Here is an 18,708-nt window from a genome sequence, read left to right as displayed (position 1 = left end):
TGCCAGGCAATGTCTCGTTGCAGGGGCCGGCTCACAGGGCCCGACTACTCATTGACAATCTTGACGACTGGAACAACGCCGTCTCCCGGAGTGAGGCACATGATTGTGTAGCCACATTTGCCGGCACTTTCGCAGGTCCAGTTCTCCCCGATTCCGTCAGACCACTGTCCCATCGTGTACTCCACGAGAAGCCGGAGTTCCGCATCCGAAAGTGGTCGATGACTCCGATACTCCGTTATCGCAACCAGCACGTCTTCGCCATCACGATAGTCAAACTTGATTGTGCCACCGGCATCGAGCACTGTTGCCAATTCGTTTTCCTCGGGCGGTCCGCCGATGTAGTCAGTGAATCGCTCCTCATCGTACTCGATGCCGGCAAGTGACCGTAGCACCAAAGGGTCGGTCACTTGCGTGTCGCCATTGAAAACTGCAGCACCGCCTTCAATAAGGATTCGCGGCATGGACAGTTCCTACGGCTGAACACCAAGTTCTACTTCTTCCGGGTGACGCGCTTATTGATGGCGGCCATCATGGCGGCGCATTCTTTTCGGGCGCCTTCCAGGCCTTTCGCGTTCGGCGAGGCGCCGCGGACGTAGTCGAGGACGACCTGCTCGGCGTCCATCAGTTCCTTGGAGACCTGCGGGACTTCGCTGGCGATGTCGAGGGGGATCGTCGACACGCCGTTGCGGTCGCCATGGAGGAGATCGCCGGGTTCAATCGCGACGCCGCCGACTGTGATCGGCACATGCAGTGCGAGCGTGTGGCAGTAGCCGTGCGAGCAGATCGTTCCGTCAGTGAAGGCCTGGAAGCCAATGGCTTCGACCTGGTCAAGATCGCGGCCGGCTCCGGAGGTGATGATCCCCTTCGCGCCGAAGCCCTTGTAGATCGAGCACATCACTTCGCCGAACGTCGCGGAGACGCAGGGGCTGTCGAGGTCCTGGAAGACGACGACGGCGGGACCGGGCAACTCGGCGAACCTTTCCACCTGCTGTGAGAGTGAAGCGTAGGCGTCCCCCTGCTTGCGCGGCAGCGCCAAACTGCGAAACGTCGCCGTCGAGGCAAACCCGACCATCGGCGGCATCTTCGGGAAGCAGCATTCGATCCGCTTGTCCATGTACCCCACGTTCCGCGGTCGAACATCGAACAGTTCGATCGCGTTGCAGATCGTGGGAGTGTCGTACTTCGCAAGATCATCCAGCGTAGCGGCAGTGATGGTGTTCGACATGTTCAGCGGCGCGGGGTGAAAATCGGAGGTTCAATCGGAGCCGCACTCTATCAGGTTCGCCGGCTTCGCGCAGCCCGCTTTCGCCTGCTTCCGGGAGTCGATACTGTCAATCGGGTGTTCTTCAACAGGGCCGGAACGGAGTCGAGTCATGCGACGGATTCTTGCAGCGGCGATGCTTCTTGCGGTGTGTTCACAGGCGGGGCTTCGGGCGGGCGAAATGCATTCCGTCGACCTCTCGAAACAGTCCAACCAGAAGCTGGACGACGGTTTCGGACGCATGGGGCCGGGAAACCACCTCTCCCGACTGCCGAAGGGAACTCAGACGTTCAACGATGTCGTGTTCGAGGTCGGGGAGGGAGTGCTGCAGCTTGGCGGCAAAATCCTGGAGAAGTTTCCGGACCGCATCGACGGCATTCCGGTCAATCGGACCTGCGGCCGGATCCATCTCCTGCATTCCACCTGCTATGGCGGTCATGGAAAGACGGACGTTCCGCCGGAGGTGGTCGTGAAGGACGAGACCCAGATCGGCGAATACATCGTTCATTATGAGGACGGTGCGACTTCGAGCATTCCACTGATTTACGGCCGCGACGTCCGCGACTGGTGGTATGTCGAAGGCGACAGCGAGCCACCGAGCCTGGGGCAGGTCGCGTGGGCGGGTGAGAACGACTACTCGGACCAGACTGTCGCGGGGGTCAGGGTCTACTCGTCGGTCTGGGACAATCCGTACCCGGAAAAGACGATCAAGACGATCGATTTCGTCGGGCGCAAAAGTGCATCAGTGGCTGCTCCGTTCTGCATCGCCATCACTCTCGAAGATCACGACAAAGCGAAGGGAGCTCCCGGCGAGAAGGCCGGCAAGCCCGTCAGCGATGCAACACCAGGGTCTCGGTAACGATCCCCCCCGACCATGTCCGGCGGTCGAATCGCGCCTCATCCGCCTCAATGCGGACGATCTTGAATTCCGAGACCTCCGCCGGCGGCCCCAGAAAGCAGGCCGCCCGGAGCGCGTATTCCGCAACGGCCTGATAATTGGCCGACCGGCTGACGTGATTCGGATGCATTAACAGCCGGTTCCCGCACGTCCACCAGCGGAACTCCCGGTGGCCATGTTCGTTTCCCCGCTGGCCAAAGCCTCCCTCGTGGAATGTGATGACGGACGCGGTCCGGCCGAGGTCGCGAATCTCCCATCGGCCTACGAGGCGTGAATCGAAGCGGGGGAAGCCTCGCCAGACCGCGAAGACGCCCCAGACGAATAGCGCCAGCAGCAGGGCCGTCCGCGCCCGGTTGCGTCTTCCACGATGCGCCCGTTTTCCGACAACGCGAGAGTTCGACATCCGCCTTCGCCCGCCAGGCCACTATGGTGAACACTCCCCCGGCCTGATTCTGACACTCCACGCGATCCCATGCATCTCATTCGAATTCACGGCCCGTGGACTGCCGAGATCGATCGCGACGGCCAACACGAATCCCGACGCGTTCATCTGCCTCGTGATTGGGACGAACTCGGACGCCTGGCACGAACGGGATCTGTCTCGCTCCTTCGCAGGTTTCACCGGCCAACCGGCCTGAGCACGACGACCCGCGTCGCCATTTCCGTACCCAAGGAGTGGCCGCTGGACGAGGTCACTCTCAACGGCCAGCGGCTCGCCCCCTCCGCGCCGACGAACGATCGGCAACTTTTCGACATCTCGGCGGCCGTCAGGGACCGTGAATCCCACGACCTCGAAATGAGATTCTCGATGGGCGTCGATCTCGCGTCACATGCCTACTCTGTTGCGCTGGAGATCCTGGAACCGGACGTGCCCGTCAACTGACGAAGCCGAACATGCCACGAACGTTCAGGACGTGCGCCAATGCTGAGGACTTACAGTCGTGCGGCTCACCCCTTCGCCTTCAGCCGCATGTAAAGCTCCTGAGCAACCGGCAGGCAGCAGCGCCCATCCACCGCCAGGGCCGCGCACCTGGCCGCGGGTGTCTTCGACTTCGCCAGCACGTCCCGCAGCCGCACGGGAGACTCACTCTCCGCATCGGCAGCCACATCATCGTATGTCAGACCGAAACAGGCGCAGATCGGCGCATCGAGGTCATACGGATAGACCTCACCGGTGAGTTCGCTCACTTCGATGATCGCACCATCCGGCTGAAAATAGGCGACGTCGCACCGAGCATTCGGGCAGTACCAGCCGTCGTCGGCCAGCTTTCCCCGTGATTCGGCCCGCACATGGCGGTCCAGCGGCCCGGCCCAGACGTGCAGGGTGATCGTTCCGCAGCGCGGGCAGTAGGTGTGCCGCTCAAAATCGGGCTCCCGCACGAAAGCCTTGTTCATCGAAGTTCCTTCACAGGCCACTCTGACGCACCACAACTGCGTGCCACCGCCGTTGGGGCCGTGCGCGAATGCGGGCAATCTCCAGACTCAAACGACTTCCTGCCACGCCACACATTCGTCTCAACGCTCTGGTAAGCTCTCGCTTCGCGAGGACTGCCGGGCGCTCCCTCAGGCAACTCGCATCCCGATCCACCGGCGCCGCGAACAGCCTGTCCACGACTCACATGCTCTCACGCATTCTCCTCCTCGTCATCCCCCTCGCAACCGCAGCGACCACCGTCGCCGCAGAACCGGCCGATCTCGTCCTCCGTGGCGGAATCGTCATCACCTGCGACGCGGTCAACCGCCAGGCCGAGGCTCTCGCTGTCTCCAAAGGTCGCATCGTCGCCGTCGGAACCAACGCGGCAATCGCCCCGCTTGTGGGACCGCAGACGAAGACCATCGAACTGACCGGCCGCGTCGTCACTCCCGGATTCATTGAATGCCACGGCCATCTCCTCTCCCTGGGCCAGCAGCGGATTGATGTCGACCTTTCCGGCTGCCAGTCGTGGGAGGAATGCGTCGCGCGCGTCGCCGAACGCGCGAAGTCCGTCCGGAAAGGAGACTGGATCATCGGGCGCGGCTGGCATCAGGAGCATTGGACCACGCCGCCGCAGGCCGACGGCAGCCGCTATCCCACGAACGCGATTCTCAACGCCGCCACTCCCGATAACCCTGTCCTCCTGACTCATGGCACCGGCCACATGGCAATCGCCAATGCCGAAGGCCTCAAGGCGGCGGGGATCAACGACGAATCGACGCCCCCCGCCGGAGGAGAATTCCTCCGCGATGCCCAGAACAGGTTGACCGGCGTCCTCCGCGAAACCGCCTCGAGCGCGGTCCACGCAGCACATGGCCGCTGGCAGGCCCGCCGCACCGCGGCCGAGCGAGACGCCGATGACCGTCACGCCGCTGAAGTCGCCATCCAGGAATGCCTGTCCAAGGGCGTCACCAGCTTCCAGGACGCCGGCTCACCGTTCTCGGAGGTCGACCTGTTTCGCCAACTCGCGGACGAAGGCAAGCTCGGACTGCGGCTCTTCGTCATGCTCTCCGCCACGCCCGAAACCCTTGCCCGGCGCATGGAAGCCGCCCGAACCATCGGCGCCGCGGACGGTCATCTCAGCGTGCGGGCGATCAAGTGCATGGCGGACGGCGCCCTCGGGTCCCACGGCGCACTGCTTCTGAAGCCCTACGTCGACCTTCCTGCCAGCACGGGCCTCCGCATTCATTCCCTCGGTCGCATCGAGCAGACGGCCCAACTGGCGGCAAAATATGACTACCAGCTCTGCACTCACGCCATCGGCGACCAGGCGATCCGCGAAGTGCTCGACATTTATGAACGAGTCCTCCGGGGAATGAATGGAAAGGATCGCCGCTGGCGCATCGAGCACCTCCAACATATCGATCCGGCCGATATTCCGCGGCTCTCCGAGCTGGGCGTGATCGCATCGATGCAGGCCAACCACGCCACGTCCGATGGTCCGTTCGTGGTCACCCGCCTCGGCGAAGAACGGGCTCGCGTCGGAGCCTACGCCTGGCGGAGCGTCGTCGACAGCGGGGCCCTCCTGATCAACGGCACCGATGTCCCCGTCGAGGATGTCAATCCACTGCTTTGTCTCCGCTCGGCCGTCACGCGCCGCATGGGCGATGGAAAGCAGTTCTTCCCCGAGCAATGCCTCACGCCCCTCGAAGCCCTGCGCAGTTACACCATTGATGCCGCGTATGGAGCCTTTGAAGAACAGGAGAAAGGCTCCATCGAACCTGGCAAACTGGCGGATCTTGTCATCCTCTCGGCCAGCCCGCTCACCACGCCGGGCGACGACCTGGGAACGCTGAAGGTCGAAACCACGATCGTCGGCGGGCGCATCGTCCATCAGCGATGAGCAACGTCCCGCTCATCGCCGCTTCCGGCCCCCGGCTTTGATCGGCCAGGCGGGAGAATCGGTCCGGGCGGTTTTCAGGAACTCCGCAAACCGGCTGACAATATCCGGCTGGGCGCTGGCGATGTCCTGCTCCTCCCCCGGATCCGTCGAGAGGTCATAGAGCTCGATTGCCCCGTCTTTTCCCTTCTTGACGACCTTCCAGTTCCCCATCCGGGCCGCCTGGTCGAACCCGAACTCGTGGAACTCCCAGTACAGCGGAGGATGCTCGATCGTTTTCCCGTCAACGAGCGCCGGCAGGATGGAAATGCCGTCGATGCCCTTTGGAGCTGGCGCGCTCACCAGATCGGCCAGCGTCGGCAGCACGTCGTAGAAGCTCCACACCTGCTCGCTCACGACGCCCGCCTTGATCCGTCCCGGCCACCGCGCAATCGCCGGCGTCCGAATTCCTCCCTCGTACATGTCGCGTTTGAAACCCCGCAACGGCCCCGAGTGGTCGAACAATTCGTCGCGATACGCTGCTCCATTGTCGCTCGCGAAGAACACGAGCGTCTTCTCGTCGATCTTCAACTCCTTCAGCAGCGTCATCAGACGGCCGACGTCACTGTCCATCCGCGTCACCATCGCCGCCAGCTTCTTCAGGTTCTCCGGCCAGTCGCGATCGGCATACACCCCGAGTTCCGGAACCTGCAGCTTGGAGTGTGGAATCGTGAACGCCAGGTACAGGAAGAACGGTGAGTCCTTGCTGTCACGAACGAACTTCAGAGCGTCGTCGGCCATCAGGTCGTGCGAGTACTTCTCGCCGTTGAGCATCACCTTTTCGGTGTTCCGCCACAGATGTTGCGGGTAGTACTCATGCGCCTCGCGCTGGCAGTTGTAGCCGAAGAAATAATCGAACCCCATCTTGTCCGGCGTGCTTTCTGAGCCGGGATGCCCCAGCCCCCATTTGCCGATGAGTCCCGTCCGGTATCCCGCCTGCTTCATCACATGCGCCAGCGTGACGGTGTCCGCAGGCATGGGCATCTGCCCTTCCGGCTTCACTTCCTGGTTGCCTCGCACCGGAGCGTGGCCGTTATGCAGACCGGTCATCAGCGAGCATCGAGACGGCGCACACACCGTCGCCCCAGCGTACGCCTGCGTGAACCGCATCCCCTCACTCGCCAGCCGGTCGATGTTGGGAGTCTGGATCAGCTTCTGGCCGAAGCATCCGAGGTCTCCGTAGCCCAGGTCATCTGCGAGGATGAACACCACATTCGGCCTGTCGGCTCCGCGCGCCGTGCACGCGCCGAGCAACAGGACAAACATCGTGCAGGCGTGAAGCATCACAGCGCGCATGGGCAACCTCGGGGAATGAGCGACTCAACCCGCACGATTGTCACATCGTGCGATACTTCGGCTTACCTTTATCAAACTTCCCCGTCGGTTTCCCGCTCAGCGTGATCTCGAGCGTCTCAGTTCCCTCGGCCGGCACGGATGCCGTGAGCCCCGACTTCGCGCGGTCGTAGTAGTGCTCGGGAATCAGCGAGTATTCCGCATGGTGGAGCGGCGGAAGATGCTCGGGATCACGCGGGTCAGCGTCGTTCTCGATGACCAGATGCGTGACCGTCACGTCGTACTCGCCTGCCACTGCGCCGTCGCCGGAATCGAACGTCGTCAACTGGAACCGACCATCGGGATCAGTCGTTCCAAAGGCCGTGTGCGTCCCCCCTTTGGGAAGAAAGACCACATTGGCGCCCGCCAACGGCGCTCCGTCGTGCAGCACAACGCCGCTCGCCGGCACCACGGGCGGCCGCCCTTCCTGCCAGCGGTCCCTGGCCGAGCACCCCAGCGCAACCAGGATGGCCAGCGTCACGAGCAGCGGACCAGTCGGAAAGCGGGATTCAGTCGTCATGGCGAGAGCCTTCAAGCGAAAGGAGAGAGACAACGCCGACTCCCGCCGTCGTTTACGATGGCTGGAGTCGGAACTGAGGACGCGATGCCGCGCGGCCGGCTTTAGAACTCTCCCGTCGTCTCCCCGCCGCTTCGCGTCCCGAGGGCTCCCCAGATGCCATACGCGCTCGCTGCCGGCATCGCGGAGGACCACGTCGCGCTCACCCCCTGGTTCCCCGCATCGATGTTCTCGCTGATGAACCGTGAAGATCCATCGGCCAGCAACACGGTGCAGCCTCCGACATGCATGCTGCCCGCCGAAGAGATCCCGTCCGATCCCGCGCTCGTTCCCGGATAGCATGATGGTGAATTCGGCGGGAGGACGGTCGAAAAGTTCGTGATGCCCGGCTGTCCATCGGCCCATCCGCGGCCCGCCCACGCCCCCTGGTTCGTCGCCGGAACGATGTACCTGCGATTGGCCCCGACGGTCGACCGGCAGTCCGTCGGCATCCCGACCAGAGCGGATCCGCGATTCAGCGCCGTGTGACCGATGTCGCCCGCCGTCACCGGCCAGCGGCGTTCCGCCATCAGCAGCGTGTTCGAAGTCCCGTCCGTCACCGCGCTGATCTTTGCATAAGAATGTTTGCCGAACATTCCGCGGTAATTCGGCCCCTGTGTCGTGCTGTCACCGATGTTGAATGCATAGGCGGTCCGGCCGGCCCTCTGCTGATATCCGCCGGCGTCGACCAGGTGGCTCCCCTGCGATGCGCAAAGAAACGCGGGGATCTTGTTCTGCCACGGAGCGAACGTCTCGATCCACGGAGCCGGCCCCATGGGAGCACCGGTGATCGTCGAACCGATGCTGTTGTAGACCGGGTTCTGCTCGAGGAACGGCAAGAGGTAGACCAGCCCCGACAGGTACTCGGTGTTGGCGACGGCCGAGCCTCCGGCCGTGCCGCTTCGCCCGGCCGGAAACACTCCGAAGGTCGATTCGTAGTTATGCAGCGCCAGTCCCAGCTGCTTCATGTTGTTGCGGCACTGCGTCCGGCGGGCCGCCTCGCGCGCCTGCTGCACCGCCGGCAGCAGCAGCGCGATCAGGATCGCGATAATGGCAATCACGACCAGCAGTTCGATGAGCGTGAATGCCGGCCTGCGACGCAGGCCGGCCAACAGCGCCTGGGTGGGCTTCATGGCATGACTCTTTCTTGCAAGGAACCTGAAACTCGCGAGCACTCGGTACCTGAAAGCAGTCAACCTTCACGGCCACAGTTTACCCCCGGCGAGATCGCGTCAGGGAGGCCGAACGTGTTGAACGCGAGGAAATCCGTAGGGCGCGGCAGCTCAGGTCCAATGTGCTGGCGGACAGTAAGCCCGCAAGATGAGTGACTGATGAAGTCCCCGTGAAGATCTCGCGGCGACCGGCGCAACACGCTTCCCGGGAAAGTCATACACATTCGGGAGAACTTCTGTCGGGGTCGGCGTGTCCCGAATAGACTCGAATTCTTCATCCCCCTGGCCGCGCTCGGGAAACGTGCCGTGAACAAGAAGGACCTGATGCAGCTCGGCGTGCCCGAGGAGTGCGTCCCGCTCGCGATCGAAGCGATCTCGCAGTCGGTCGAGCGCGGAGCCTTGAAGCCGAAAGACGCCCTCAAGCGCATCCCTGATGTCGTAGACCAGCCGGCGAACTATCTGGGCGATCCCGTCTTCGGCGCCCTGGCGACCGAAATTGCCTCCGTCGGCAAGTACGAACCTCGTGAGCCCATCACTTATCGCACCTGGGGCGCAGATGGCATCGACGAGCAGTCCCACGCCCAGATGCGCAACGCCTGTTCGCTTCCCAATGCCGTCGGAGCGGCCCTCATGCCTGATGCGCATGTCGGTTACGGACTGCCGATCGGCGGTGTGCTTGCGCTCGAAAACGCCGTCTGCCCCTACGCCGTCGGCGTCGACATTGCCTGCCGCATGAAGATGTCCGTTCTCGACCTCCCGGCCGAGTCGCTCGACAACGAACAGATGTTCCACGTCTTCAGGAAGTCTCTCGAGGATGGAACGAGGTTCGGAACCGGCGTCGGCTGGGAACGCAAGCAGATGCACCCGGTCCTCGACCAGGACTGGAGCATCACGCGCGTGACCCGCGAGTCCAAGGACAAGGCGTGGAAGCAACTCGGCACCTCCGGGTCGGGCAACCACTTCGTCGAGTACGGCCTGCTCACCCTCGACGAAGAGGAGCTCGGCCTGAAGCCCGGGCAGTACGTTGCGCTCCTCAGCCACAGCGGAAGCCGCGGACCCGGTCATGCCGTCTGTTCGCAGTACAGCAGCCTGGCGATGTCGAAACTCCCGCCGCGACACGCCGAACTCAAGCATCTCGCCTGGCTCGATCTCGATTCCCAGGCCGGAGCGGAATACTGGGCCGCCATGAACCTCATGGGTGACTACGCGGCCGCCAATCACGACGTGATCCACCGCAATGTGAGCCGGCTCATCGGAGCAGAGATCATTGCGGGCGTCGAAAACCACCACAATTTCGCGTGGAAGGAATGCCACGGAGGAAAGGAAGTCGTTGTGCACCGCAAGGGAGCGACGCCAGCCGGTCCCGGAGTCCTCGGGGTCATCCCAGGGTCGATGGCAACTCCGGCGTTCGTCGTGCGCGGAAAAGGAAACCCGGAATCGCTCTGGTCCGCGTCACACGGCGCAGGCCGCGTCATGTCGCGAAAGAAGGCCCGCGATTCCTACCGGTTCCGCGCGGTGCAGAACGACCTCGCGACGAAAGGAGTCCGCGTTCTCTCCGCCGGCGCGGATGAGGTTCCCTTCGTTTACAAGGACATCCACTCCGTTATGGCAGCCCAGTCCGATCTCGTCGCCCCGATCGCGCGCTTCGATCCGCGGATCGTCAAGATGTGCGACGACGGCAGTGCACCGGAAGACTGACCCGGTTCGCTGGCAGGCCGCGCGTGCCATTTACAAAAGGAACCACGGATCACACGGAAAGAACGGATGACGGCCATCGCCGCTCATCCGTTTGATCCGTGCAATCCGTGGTTTTTTCCGGCGTGGTTGTTCACGCGACCGCAGAACCGGTCGCGAATCAACCCTTCAGATCGAAGGTGAACTTGTTCTCGCCGCCATCCTTGATCGTCGCCTTCAGCTGGCTCGTCCCCGAGCTCGAATAGCGCGCCGGGATCAAAGACTTCTCCACCGACTTCAACGGCGGACCGTTCGGATCCTTCGGGTTCGGCGTGATGTCGACGCTCTTCTTCGTCACGGTGACCATGTAGTCGCCGGCCACCGCGCCGTCCTTGTCCCCGAAAGTGCTGAGAACGACCTTGCCTTCGGCATCGGTCAGGCCGAAGGCGGCCGTCCCGTCACGGCCAACTGGCGCGAACGTCACGCTGGCGCCTTCGATGCCTCGGCCGTCATGCGTGACGACGGCTTCCGCGGGAGAGGTCTTCGGGCGGTCCTTGGTCCACTGATCGGACGCCGAGCCGCCGCAGCCGGCCATCAGGGCCAGGGCTGCACAGAGAGAAAATCGAGACATGGTGAGTGCTTCCGTCTTGGGAATGTGTCGTTACCAAAAACTGGAGGGCCGGAGCCGGATCCGTGTTGGCATGGACCCGGGCGCTCGGCCCTCCCTCGTTCGGTAGTGATTTCGTCTTAGAACTCGCCGACCTGGTCGCCGCCGGCCTTGCTGCCCAGCGCGCCCCAGACCCCGTATGGGCTCTGGCCGTTGATCGTCGCGGCATCGATCGAGAGGTTGCCCGTGTCGATGTTCTCGCTGATGAAGCGGACCGAACCGTCGCCCATCAGACCGTGGGCGCCACCGGTGTGACGGCTCGCGGCCGAGTAAAACCCGTTCTGGGCTTCGTGGCTGTTGTGGGCACACGAAGGCGAGTTGATCGGCAGGATCGTGTTGAAGGCACTGAACGCGGCTCCACCGTCCGTCCAGCGATCACCCGTCGACTGTTTCGGCGTGCCAGTCACATACTGACGCGTCGTCTTGTTGAACGTCGCGCGGCAATCATTGGGGATCGTGAAGTTCGTCGCGTAGACCACGTTCGCGAGGTCGTTGGTCGAGGTCGGGAACATCCGCTCGGCCATCATGATCGTGTTGCTGCTGCCGTCGGCGAAGTCGCGGAAGTTGGCCCGGCTGTTCAGGCCGAACACACCGCGGGGATTCGTCGAGTTCACGGTCGAGCTGTCACCCGCACAGAAGACGTAGCTGATGTTGCCGATCCGGTTATTCGCCACATGCGCCGTGTCCGACGGACAGATAAAGCCCGGAATGGTCGCGTTCCAGGGGGTGTAGGCCTCCTGCCACGGCGCCGGCCCGTTCGCCGGATACGTCGTGGCGCCGATCGTCAGGGGCGAGCTGATCTGGTTGAACAGCGGCCCCTGGTCGATGTAGGGCAGCAGGCTCACGGCGCCGCTCAGGCGGCCCCAGTTGCCGTTCACCGCATCGTTCGTGTTCGTGCCGCCCTGGCGGTACGTGAACGTATTGAACACGTCGTGGTAGTTATGGAGCGCAAGCCCCAACTGCTTCAGGTTGTTCTTGCACTGAGTTCGCCGTGCGGCCTCGCGGGCCTGCTGGACGGCAGGAAGAAGAAGAGCGATCAGAATTGCGATAATCGCGATCACGACCAGCAACTCGATCAGCGTGAAACCCCTTTGACGACTCTTTGAGCGACCTGACACCGTGAAATCCTTCAGCAAAATACAGTACGAAACGTTCAGTAGTCAGTGACCAATGGACAACCTCGCTACGGCGCCGGGAGACGCTCCGGGCGGAGGCCGTGAATTCCTCGAAAATTCACGTGCAACGTGGAAACTTATGGGGCGCTCTCTTCGAACGTCAACGAGCCATTTGGCGAATTGGCCAAATTGCTTACTGTTGGAAATCCGCATCGCCAGAAAATCGCCGCCATTCGAGTTCGACGCGCGGGATTACCCGCAACGACGTTCCAATTGCCCGGAGCCCTTGCCAGAAAAAACAAATCTGTTCTTCCAATCCTCGTTGGAAGTCAACGCCTGGCAGGTCGCACACGTGTCGGCCGACACCTTCCACGGCCGAAGATGGAAAACGCTCGACTCGCCCTTATGATCTGCCGTCTGAATCCGGCGAACTGCACTTCGCTCGCCCGGTCAGTGCTCCGCGTTTGTCCCGCCTCCCTCCCCCTGCCCGACTCACCAGCCTGAAGGGAATTTCCGCCATGCTCCGAGCTACGCTCCTGGGAGTGTTTCTCGTTTCTGCTTCCGCCGCGTTCGCCGCTGAGCCCGTCAGGCCCCTCCCCACGAAGGTGACTCTCGGGGATCCCTCGCTCACGATGGGCATCCCCGGCGCCGGCGACCTGACTCCCGACCAGATCAAGGCCTGGCTCGCGACCCCCGGAGTCAACGACACGCTCGAGATTTCACTCCCTTTCGGCCTCGCCCAGGCCGCTTCCCAGATCGCCGGCGTCAAGGAAAACCCGATGACGCGGGCCAAAATCGAACTCGGCCGCCAGCTCTACTTCGATCCCCGCCTGTCCGTCGACAGCACTGTCAGCTGCGCCACCTGCCACAGCCACACCACCGGATTTGCCGCCAACACCCAGTTTGGCATCGGCATCAAGGGCCTCATGGGCGGGCGCAATTCGCCAGTCAGCTACAACCGCATCCTCTCGAGCGTTCAGTTCTGGGATGGCCGGGCCGCTACGCTTGAAGAACAGGCGGTCGGCCCGATCGCCAACCCGATCGAAATGGGGCACACCCATGACGCCTGTATGACCTGCCTGTCGGCAATCGAGGGTTACAAGCTGCAGTTCGAGACCGTCTTCGGTCCGAAGTCGATGACGATCGATAATGTCGCGAAGGCCATCGCTTCGTTCGAGCGCGCCATCGTCACCGGACCGTCCCCCTACGACTACGCCGCCGCCCTGAAGCCGTTCACAGACAACTTCAAGACGAAGGAAGACCTCGACGAACTCAAGGAAGACTCGCCCGAGACCTATCAGAAGTATCTGTCGGTGAAAGCGGAAGCCGACGCCCATCCGATGTCGGAGAGCGCCCGCCGCGGCATGGACCTCTTCTTCAGCGACAAGGCCAATTGCACCGCCTGCCATGCCGGCGCCAACTTCACCGATGAGAAGTACCACAACCTCGGCGTGGGAATGGACGCGAAGATTCCCGATCTCGGCCGCTACGAGATCTCCAAGGACGAGAAGGACAAAGGCGCCTTCAAGACTCCGACCATCCGCAACGTGGAGTTCAGTGCTCCCTACATGCACGACGGCAGTCAGAAGACGCTGGAAGAAGTTGTCGAATGGTACGCCAAGGGAGGCCACCCGAATCCCTGGCTGAGCGACAAGGTCAAGAAGCTCGACCTGACGGTTCAGGACAAGGCCGACCTCGTCGCCTTCATGAAGGCCTGCTCGGGCGAGTTCCCGAAGGTCAACAGCGGTCGCCTGCCGGAGTGACCTGACGCCGTTCGCACAGAAAGCCCGGGAGCACGCTCCCGGGCTTTTCTCATGCGCTCACCGCTCCGATCCGACCCGAGCCGGATCGGGAAGCTCCGTAATGTCGTGATAGCCGCAAAGGTCGATCACGTCGGCATGATCGCGAACAAGCCGCCGCAGTTCGTCGAGGCTCGAGCGACGCTGCTCATCGTTCTCGGCCCGCTGTGCCGCCAGCGCCGAAACCGGGTGATCGGGAGTGTCCAGTTCCGCCCGCAGGTAATACGCGTCACCCACATGCAGCACCCAGCGATCAGCCTGCCCAATCGCCACTCCGCAATGTCCTGATGTGTGTCCGGGAAGTGGGATCAGCAGCACTTCCGCGTTCCCGTCCCCCCATAAATGCCGCGATTCCAGTCCGAACCAGCGGCGATCGGATCGCCCCTGCGGCCTCCACTTCGGTCCATGCTCGAACTGTCTGGGCACATACCTCCAGTGCCCCGCCTGCACCTGCGAAAGTTCTTCCTCGCTGATGTGGACCTCGGCCGCAGGAAAATCAGCCAGGCCACCGGCATGATCGGGATCCGCGTGCGTGAGCACGATCTGCTTCACGTCGTGGGGATTCAGCCCAAGGGCCTCAATCCGCCGAACGGCCGTGTCGGCTTCGTGGAACTGGAATCCCGCGAGATCGATCAGCGGCTGCCCGAGTCGGCCGGCAGGATCGCGCACGTCGGCCAGGCCGATCCCGGAGTCGACGAGCAAGAGACCACCCGCATGCTCGAGCAGCAGGCAGTGGCAGACGACGGTCGGGTAGCCCGGGACGAGGAGCGTCCCGCAATTGATGTGATGGATTCGGATCATCGTGCCGTGGGAACGGGCGCCTTCGTGGAACGGGTTCAGTTCACCACATTTCTAGGCGCGTTCCCGAGAATCACACGCCGGCAGTTCTCACTTCCTTTGACCCGCATGTCGATCGAGCCTTCTTCGCTGTAGAACGCCGCGTGCGGATTGATGATCACCCGGTGGTGGGCCGGATGGTTCGGATCGCGCCATGCCTTGATCAGCGGCTCCGCTCCGGTCGGGGGCTCCACTTCGAGCACGTCGATCCCCGCCCCCCGAAGTTTCCCGCTTTCGATCCCCCACAGAACGGCATTGATGTCGACGCAGCCTCCGCGGGCCGTATTGACCAGATAGGCCCCCGGCTTCATCTGTTCGATGGCCGCCCGGTTGATGATGTGCGTAGTCTCCGGAGTCCGCGGGCAGTGGACGCTCACGATGTCCGATTGCGAAAACAGCTCTTCCAGTGACTCGACACGAATGATCCCCAGAGCCTTGTCGCGGCCATCCGGCACGTACGGATCGTAGTAGATCACCCGCAGCCCCAGCGCCTTGGCCCGCAGCGCCGTCGCCGTCCCGATTCGTCCGCAGCCGATGATGCCGAACGTCTGCCCGCGGAGCCGGTAAGTCGGCTGCACCTGGGTGTAGATCCACTCCCCCTGCTCCGCCTGCGTCCGGCTGTTCATGTAGTGAATGCCGCGGACGAGAGTCAGCATCATCCCGATCGCCGAATCAGCGACGTCCTCGGTCCCGTAGTCGGGAACATTGGCGACGTCGATCCCGCGCTCCCGGGCGAAGACGCGGTCGACGTTATCGAAACCCACCCCACAGCGAACGATCAACTTGCACTTCTTCAATCGCTCGATCGTTTTCCGCGTGATTGAGATGAAGTGAAACAGCATCAGGCAATCGGCGTTCTCCACCTTGCCGATCAGGTCGTCTTCATTCATGGCGTCGGCCGACACGACGTCCGCCACGTCCCCCAGGATCCGCCGTTCATGGTCGAGCGGCTCACGAATGAAATCGGTGACAACGACAAGCGGGCGCGACATGTCAGCCTGGGTCCTGTGAAATCGGATTGTGAGAACACCTGGAACGGAGAATCATGACGTGCCGACTCCCGATTCCGAAGCGTTCCCCGACATAATTCGGCCGCATCTCTTCTCTGCCCGAACTGCGGACTTTGCTACGGCCTGCGGCGGATCCGATTGGTGACCGCTAGAATGGCATGAACAGCATCCCTCGCGACTTTTGAAGGCGGCGTCTTCTTCGCCGGAACCCCGTGAACTCATCGATCCCCGGCGTCACGCTCGACCTCGCCCGCGCTGACCGCTGCGGTTACCCCGAAGTCGTCTATGGCGAAGGCAAGACCCCGGAACAGATCATCGAGGTCTTCCGCGCCCAGCAGGCCGCGGGACAGGCCTGTCTCGCCACGCGCATCTCGGCTCCCCATGCTGAAGCCGTCCTTGCAGCTTTTCCGCACGCAGTTCATCACCCCGTCGCCCGCACGATTCGTCTTACGTCCCCGTCCTCCAGACTGGCCGTCACACCTCTTCGCGACGGCCTTGAAGGACACAAGACTCCGGCGGTCCTCGTCGTGACGGCCGGCAGCAGCGATCGCCCTGCCGCAGAGGAGGCTTTGGAAACGCTCGCCTGGGCCGGCGCCGAATGTGCCCTCATCACCGACGTCGGCGTGGCGGGCCCGCAGCGGCTATTGAAACAGGTCGACCGCCTCAGCGAAGCCCGCGTCGTCATCGTCGTCGCCGGCATGGAAGGAGCACTTCCCAGCGTGGTCGGCGGCTGGCTGTCCTGCCCGGTCATCGCCGTCCCGACCAGCGTCGGTTATGGAACATCGTTCGGCGGTTTGACCGCGCTGCTCGGCATGCTCAACAGCTGCGCCGCGAACGTCGCCGTCGTGAATATTGATGCGGGATTCAAAGCCGGGTACCTGGCCGCGCTGATGCTGAGATCCGCCTCGCCTGGACCTCAAGAATCCTGAGCAAACACGCCTGCCCGGGCTGCTCAATACCCGCCCCGGGCGTTGGCAATTCCCTTGAACCCCGCTGCCAGGCAGGCACGAAGGGCTGCTGCCGCGGTCAGCACTCCTTCGCGGTCGACGTCCAGATGGGTGCATGCCCTCAACCGGTCGACACCTCCGGCCGGGTAAAGCAGGACGCCCCGCTGACGGAGGGCCTCCGCCAGTTCAACGGCCGTCCCCCGTGTGGGGTCGACCTCGAAGAACACCAGATTCGTTTCGACCGCCGCCACATCGACCCGGATTCCGGGAATGGACGAGATCTCCGTGGCGAACAGTTTCGCATTGGCATGGTCGTCAGCCAGCCGGCGGATGTGGTGCTCGATCGCGTAGAGACAGGCCGCGGCCGGAATTCCCGCCTGCCGGAGCGCCCCGCCGAAGAGCTTGCGGGCGCGCCGCGCCCGGGCCATGTCCTCGCTCGAGCCGATCAGGATCGACCCCATCGGGCAGCCCAGTCCCTTAGAGAAGCAGACGGAAACCGTGTCGAATGGCTCCGCAAGTTGCTTCGGTGAGTCGCCCCGGGCCATCGCGGCATTGAACAGTCGGGCGCCATCGAGATGCAGTTTCAGGCCGTTCGAGCGGGCCCAGTCTCCCACGCGCTGGAGCTGCGCGAGCGGATAGGTCCGGCCGCCGCCGAGATTGGTCGAATTCTCGAGGCACAGCAGCCGGGTCGGGGGGAAATGGAGGTCGGGCCGGCGGAGCTGCCCCTCCAGGTGTTCGATATCGAGCCGGCCGAAATCCCCCGCGATCCGGCGAACGCTGACGCCCGACAGGGCCGCTGGACCGCCTGCCTCGTAGTTGGCAATGTGTCCGGTCGCCTCGATCAACAGTTCGTCGCCCGACCGGCAGTGCGTCCACACCGCCATCTGGTTCGACTGCGTTCCCGAGCAGTTGAAGACGGCCGCCTCTTTCCCCAGCAGCTCGGCCATCCGCGCTTCCAGGGCGTTGACCGTCGGGTCTTCGCCCACCATGTCGTCGCCGACCTCCGCCCCCGCGATCACCTCGCGCATCGCCGGAGTCGGCTTCGTGAACGTGTCGGAGCGAAGTTCGATGTGCACGAGAGGGATCTGCTGAAAAGCTCAGGAAGGAGAATTCCGACGCCCGGGGACGGCCTTCACTCATTCCCCAGCGGGCGCAGGAAAGCAATCGAGCCGCCTCGTGGGCGGCTCGATCAGGCTGGTCTTCAGGTTCCGTCGTCCGCCGGCCCCTGCTTGCGGAATCGCACCTGGAGCGTCCCGAGCAGGTTGGTGATCGCCTTCTCCTTACGTGTGATCCACGCGATGTTTTCCAGCACGATGGCCCGCGGCTCGTTGCTCGGATGCAGGATCAGCCGCCCTGATCCCAGCAGGATGTATTCAAACACGTCCTTGATTTCCTTGTCGATTTTCAGCGCCGGAGCAGGAAACCGCTCGAGGTCGCTCAGGAAACCGTGGTGGTGCAGCAGCTCGTTGCCCCGTACTTCCCAGTAGTCAAATCGCACGGTGATCGCGACTCCCAGGTAGATCAACGCCATCATCGTCGAGAAGACAAAATAGAACGTCGCATTGGCGACGGGCCGGATCTTCAGCAGCTGCGTGCTGAGCCACGGCAGAACGGTCGGGTAGTAAACGACCATCAACGCTCCCCCCAGGAACACAGCGACGATGATGAAGAACACCGTCAGCGATGTTGTCCTCGGAAAATCGAACGACAGCACGATCAGGTTCAGCGCCAGCATCGACAGGAAGGCGACCGCCGCAATCACCGGCCCTTCGGCGCCCGGCTCGTGTTTGAAGCTCATGTAGATGCCGGCCAGGATCGCGACGACCAGCGTCGGCCACAGAAACACGATCTTCGGCAGCGGCACCAGAATGACGCGATCCTCGTGGGCGTTCGACGGGGAGCGAGGAGGTACGGCGGCCGCAGGTGCACCAGTCGACATCGAGAGTCCTTCTTCGACGAATATTCCGGGCCTGCAGGGTTCCACAGGCAATCGGGGGAGTTATCCCCTGTCCAGACGGGAAAACGCAAGACATTCCCCCACGGATCAGCGGAACTGAAAAGAGGACCTCTGAATCGTACCCAGCCGC

20 protein-coding genes are annotated in these 18,708 nt (G+C 63.1%); 7 read left to right on the top strand and 13 right to left on the bottom strand.

Going from position 1 to position 18,708, the window contains the following annotated elements; translation table 11 throughout:
* Window positions 1-44: 44 nt before the first annotated feature.
* A complete protein-coding gene (locus Pan44_RS10310) occupies window positions 45-461 on the bottom strand; it encodes a hypothetical protein (RefSeq protein ID WP_145029839.1) in 417 nt (138 codons plus the stop codon).
* A 29-nt stretch (window positions 462-490) separates the two neighbouring features.
* On the bottom strand, window positions 491-1,225 hold the full coding sequence (locus tag Pan44_RS10305; protein WP_145029837.1) for an RraA family protein: 735 nt from the start codon (window positions 1,223-1,225) through the stop codon (window positions 491-493).
* A 148-nt stretch (window positions 1,226-1,373) separates the two neighbouring features.
* Here Pan44_RS10305 and Pan44_RS10300 point away from each other — a divergent pair, with 148 nt between their 5' ends.
* Entirely contained in the window at window positions 1,374-2,120 is a 747-nt protein-coding gene (locus Pan44_RS10300; protein ID WP_145029835.1) for a hypothetical protein, read from the top strand.
* Here the strand turns inward: Pan44_RS10300 and Pan44_RS10295 are convergent.
* Window positions 2,092-2,562, bottom strand: a complete 471-nt coding sequence (locus Pan44_RS10295; RefSeq protein ID WP_145029833.1) for a hypothetical protein — start codon at window positions 2,560-2,562, stop codon at window positions 2,092-2,094. The genes Pan44_RS10300 and Pan44_RS10295 overlap by 29 nt on opposite strands.
* A 69-nt stretch (window positions 2,563-2,631) precedes the next feature.
* On the opposite strand from Pan44_RS10295, the gene Pan44_RS10290 reads away from it, so the two are divergent.
* Window positions 2,632-3,042, top strand: coding sequence for a hypothetical protein (locus Pan44_RS10290; RefSeq protein ID WP_145029831.1), 411 nt, complete (start codon window positions 2,632-2,634; stop codon window positions 3,040-3,042).
* Window positions 3,043-3,107: 65 nt separating this feature from the next.
* On the opposite strand, the gene Pan44_RS10285 is transcribed toward Pan44_RS10290, so the two are convergent.
* Window positions 3,108-3,554, bottom strand: coding sequence for a hypothetical protein (locus Pan44_RS10285; protein WP_145029829.1), 447 nt, complete (start codon window positions 3,552-3,554; stop codon window positions 3,108-3,110).
* Between the two features lie 224 nt (window positions 3,555-3,778).
* Between Pan44_RS10285 and Pan44_RS10280 the strand changes: the two genes are divergently transcribed.
* A complete protein-coding gene (locus tag Pan44_RS10280) occupies window positions 3,779-5,476 on the top strand; it encodes an amidohydrolase (protein WP_197453998.1) in 1,698 nt (565 codons plus the stop codon).
* A 12-nt stretch (window positions 5,477-5,488) separates the two neighbouring features.
* Here the strand turns inward: Pan44_RS10280 and Pan44_RS10275 are convergent, their stop codons facing one another.
* The 3 genes from Pan44_RS10275 to Pan44_RS10265 all read right to left on the bottom strand — a co-directional run bounded on the left by Pan44_RS10275 (window position 5,489) and on the right by Pan44_RS10265 (window position 8,533).
* Window positions 5,489-6,808: an arylsulfatase gene (locus Pan44_RS10275; protein ID WP_145029825.1), complete on the bottom strand. Its 1,320-nt coding sequence runs from the start codon at window positions 6,806-6,808 to the stop codon at window positions 5,489-5,491.
* Between the two features lie 40 nt (window positions 6,809-6,848).
* On the bottom strand, window positions 6,849-7,364 hold the full coding sequence (locus tag Pan44_RS10270) for a carboxypeptidase-like regulatory domain-containing protein (RefSeq protein ID WP_145029823.1): 516 nt from the start codon (window positions 7,362-7,364) through the stop codon (window positions 6,849-6,851).
* Between the two features lie 101 nt (window positions 7,365-7,465).
* On the bottom strand, window positions 7,466-8,533 hold the full coding sequence (locus Pan44_RS10265; protein ID WP_145029821.1) for a DUF1559 domain-containing protein: 1,068 nt from the start codon (window positions 8,531-8,533) through the stop codon (window positions 7,466-7,468).
* 345 nt (window positions 8,534-8,878) lie between these two features.
* Here Pan44_RS10265 and Pan44_RS10260 point away from each other — a divergent pair, with 345 nt between their 5' ends.
* Window positions 8,879-10,270 (top strand): RtcB family protein, encoded by a 1,392-nt coding sequence (locus tag Pan44_RS10260; RefSeq protein ID WP_145029819.1) that lies wholly within the window; start codon window positions 8,879-8,881, stop codon window positions 10,268-10,270.
* Window positions 10,271-10,427: 157 nt separating this feature from the next.
* On the opposite strand, the gene Pan44_RS10255 is transcribed toward Pan44_RS10260, so the two are convergent.
* Both Pan44_RS10255 and Pan44_RS10250 read right to left on the bottom strand, forming a co-directional pair.
* Window positions 10,428-10,877, bottom strand: a complete 450-nt coding sequence (locus tag Pan44_RS10255; protein WP_145029817.1) for a carboxypeptidase regulatory-like domain-containing protein — start codon at window positions 10,875-10,877, stop codon at window positions 10,428-10,430.
* Between the two features lie 116 nt (window positions 10,878-10,993).
* Window positions 10,994-12,031: a DUF1559 family PulG-like putative transporter gene (locus tag Pan44_RS10250; protein ID WP_145029815.1), complete on the bottom strand. Its 1,038-nt coding sequence runs from the start codon at window positions 12,029-12,031 to the stop codon at window positions 10,994-10,996.
* A gap of 52 nt (window positions 12,032-12,083) precedes the next feature.
* On the opposite strand from Pan44_RS10250, the gene Pan44_RS27350 reads away from it, so the two are divergent.
* Window positions 12,084-12,437 (top strand): hypothetical protein, encoded by a 354-nt coding sequence (locus tag Pan44_RS27350; protein WP_197453997.1) that lies wholly within the window; start codon window positions 12,084-12,086, stop codon window positions 12,435-12,437.
* A 109-nt stretch (window positions 12,438-12,546) separates the two neighbouring features.
* Window positions 12,547-13,791 (top strand): cytochrome-c peroxidase, encoded by a 1,245-nt coding sequence (locus tag Pan44_RS10245; RefSeq protein WP_145029812.1) that lies wholly within the window; start codon window positions 12,547-12,549, stop codon window positions 13,789-13,791.
* A 57-nt stretch (window positions 13,792-13,848) separates the two neighbouring features.
* Here Pan44_RS10245 and Pan44_RS10240 read toward each other — a convergent pair whose 3' ends face one another.
* Together Pan44_RS10240 and Pan44_RS10235 are read right to left on the bottom strand one after the other, a co-directional pair.
* Window positions 13,849-14,628, bottom strand: a complete 780-nt coding sequence (locus tag Pan44_RS10240; RefSeq protein ID WP_145029810.1) for an MBL fold metallo-hydrolase — start codon at window positions 14,626-14,628, stop codon at window positions 13,849-13,851.
* A 35-nt stretch (window positions 14,629-14,663) separates the two neighbouring features.
* Entirely contained in the window at window positions 14,664-15,656 is a 993-nt protein-coding gene (locus Pan44_RS10235; RefSeq protein ID WP_145029808.1) for a C-terminal binding protein, read from the bottom strand.
* Window positions 15,657-15,886: 230 nt separating this feature from the next.
* Between Pan44_RS10235 and larB the strand changes: the two genes are divergently transcribed.
* Window positions 15,887-16,603, top strand: a complete 717-nt coding sequence (gene larB / locus Pan44_RS10230; RefSeq protein ID WP_145029805.1) for a nickel pincer cofactor biosynthesis protein LarB — start codon at window positions 15,887-15,889, stop codon at window positions 16,601-16,603.
* 23 nt (window positions 16,604-16,626) lie between these two features.
* On the opposite strand, the gene Pan44_RS10225 is transcribed toward larB, so the two are convergent.
* On the bottom strand, window positions 16,627-17,697 hold the full coding sequence (locus tag Pan44_RS10225) for a threonine aldolase family protein (RefSeq protein ID WP_231754276.1): 1,071 nt from the start codon (window positions 17,695-17,697) through the stop codon (window positions 16,627-16,629).
* 125 nt (window positions 17,698-17,822) lie between these two features.
* Entirely contained in the window at window positions 17,823-18,560 is a 738-nt protein-coding gene (locus Pan44_RS10220) for a hypothetical protein (protein ID WP_231754275.1), read from the bottom strand.
* Window positions 18,561-18,708: the final 148 nt, after the last annotated feature.

The sequence above is a fragment of the Caulifigura coniformis genome, assembly GCF_007745175.1.
Taxonomy (GTDB): Bacteria; Planctomycetota; Planctomycetia; order Planctomycetales; family Planctomycetaceae; genus Caulifigura; species Caulifigura coniformis.
The sequence above is the reverse complement of the archived record's forward strand: the minus strand, read 5'-3'. Positions and strand labels throughout refer to the sequence as shown.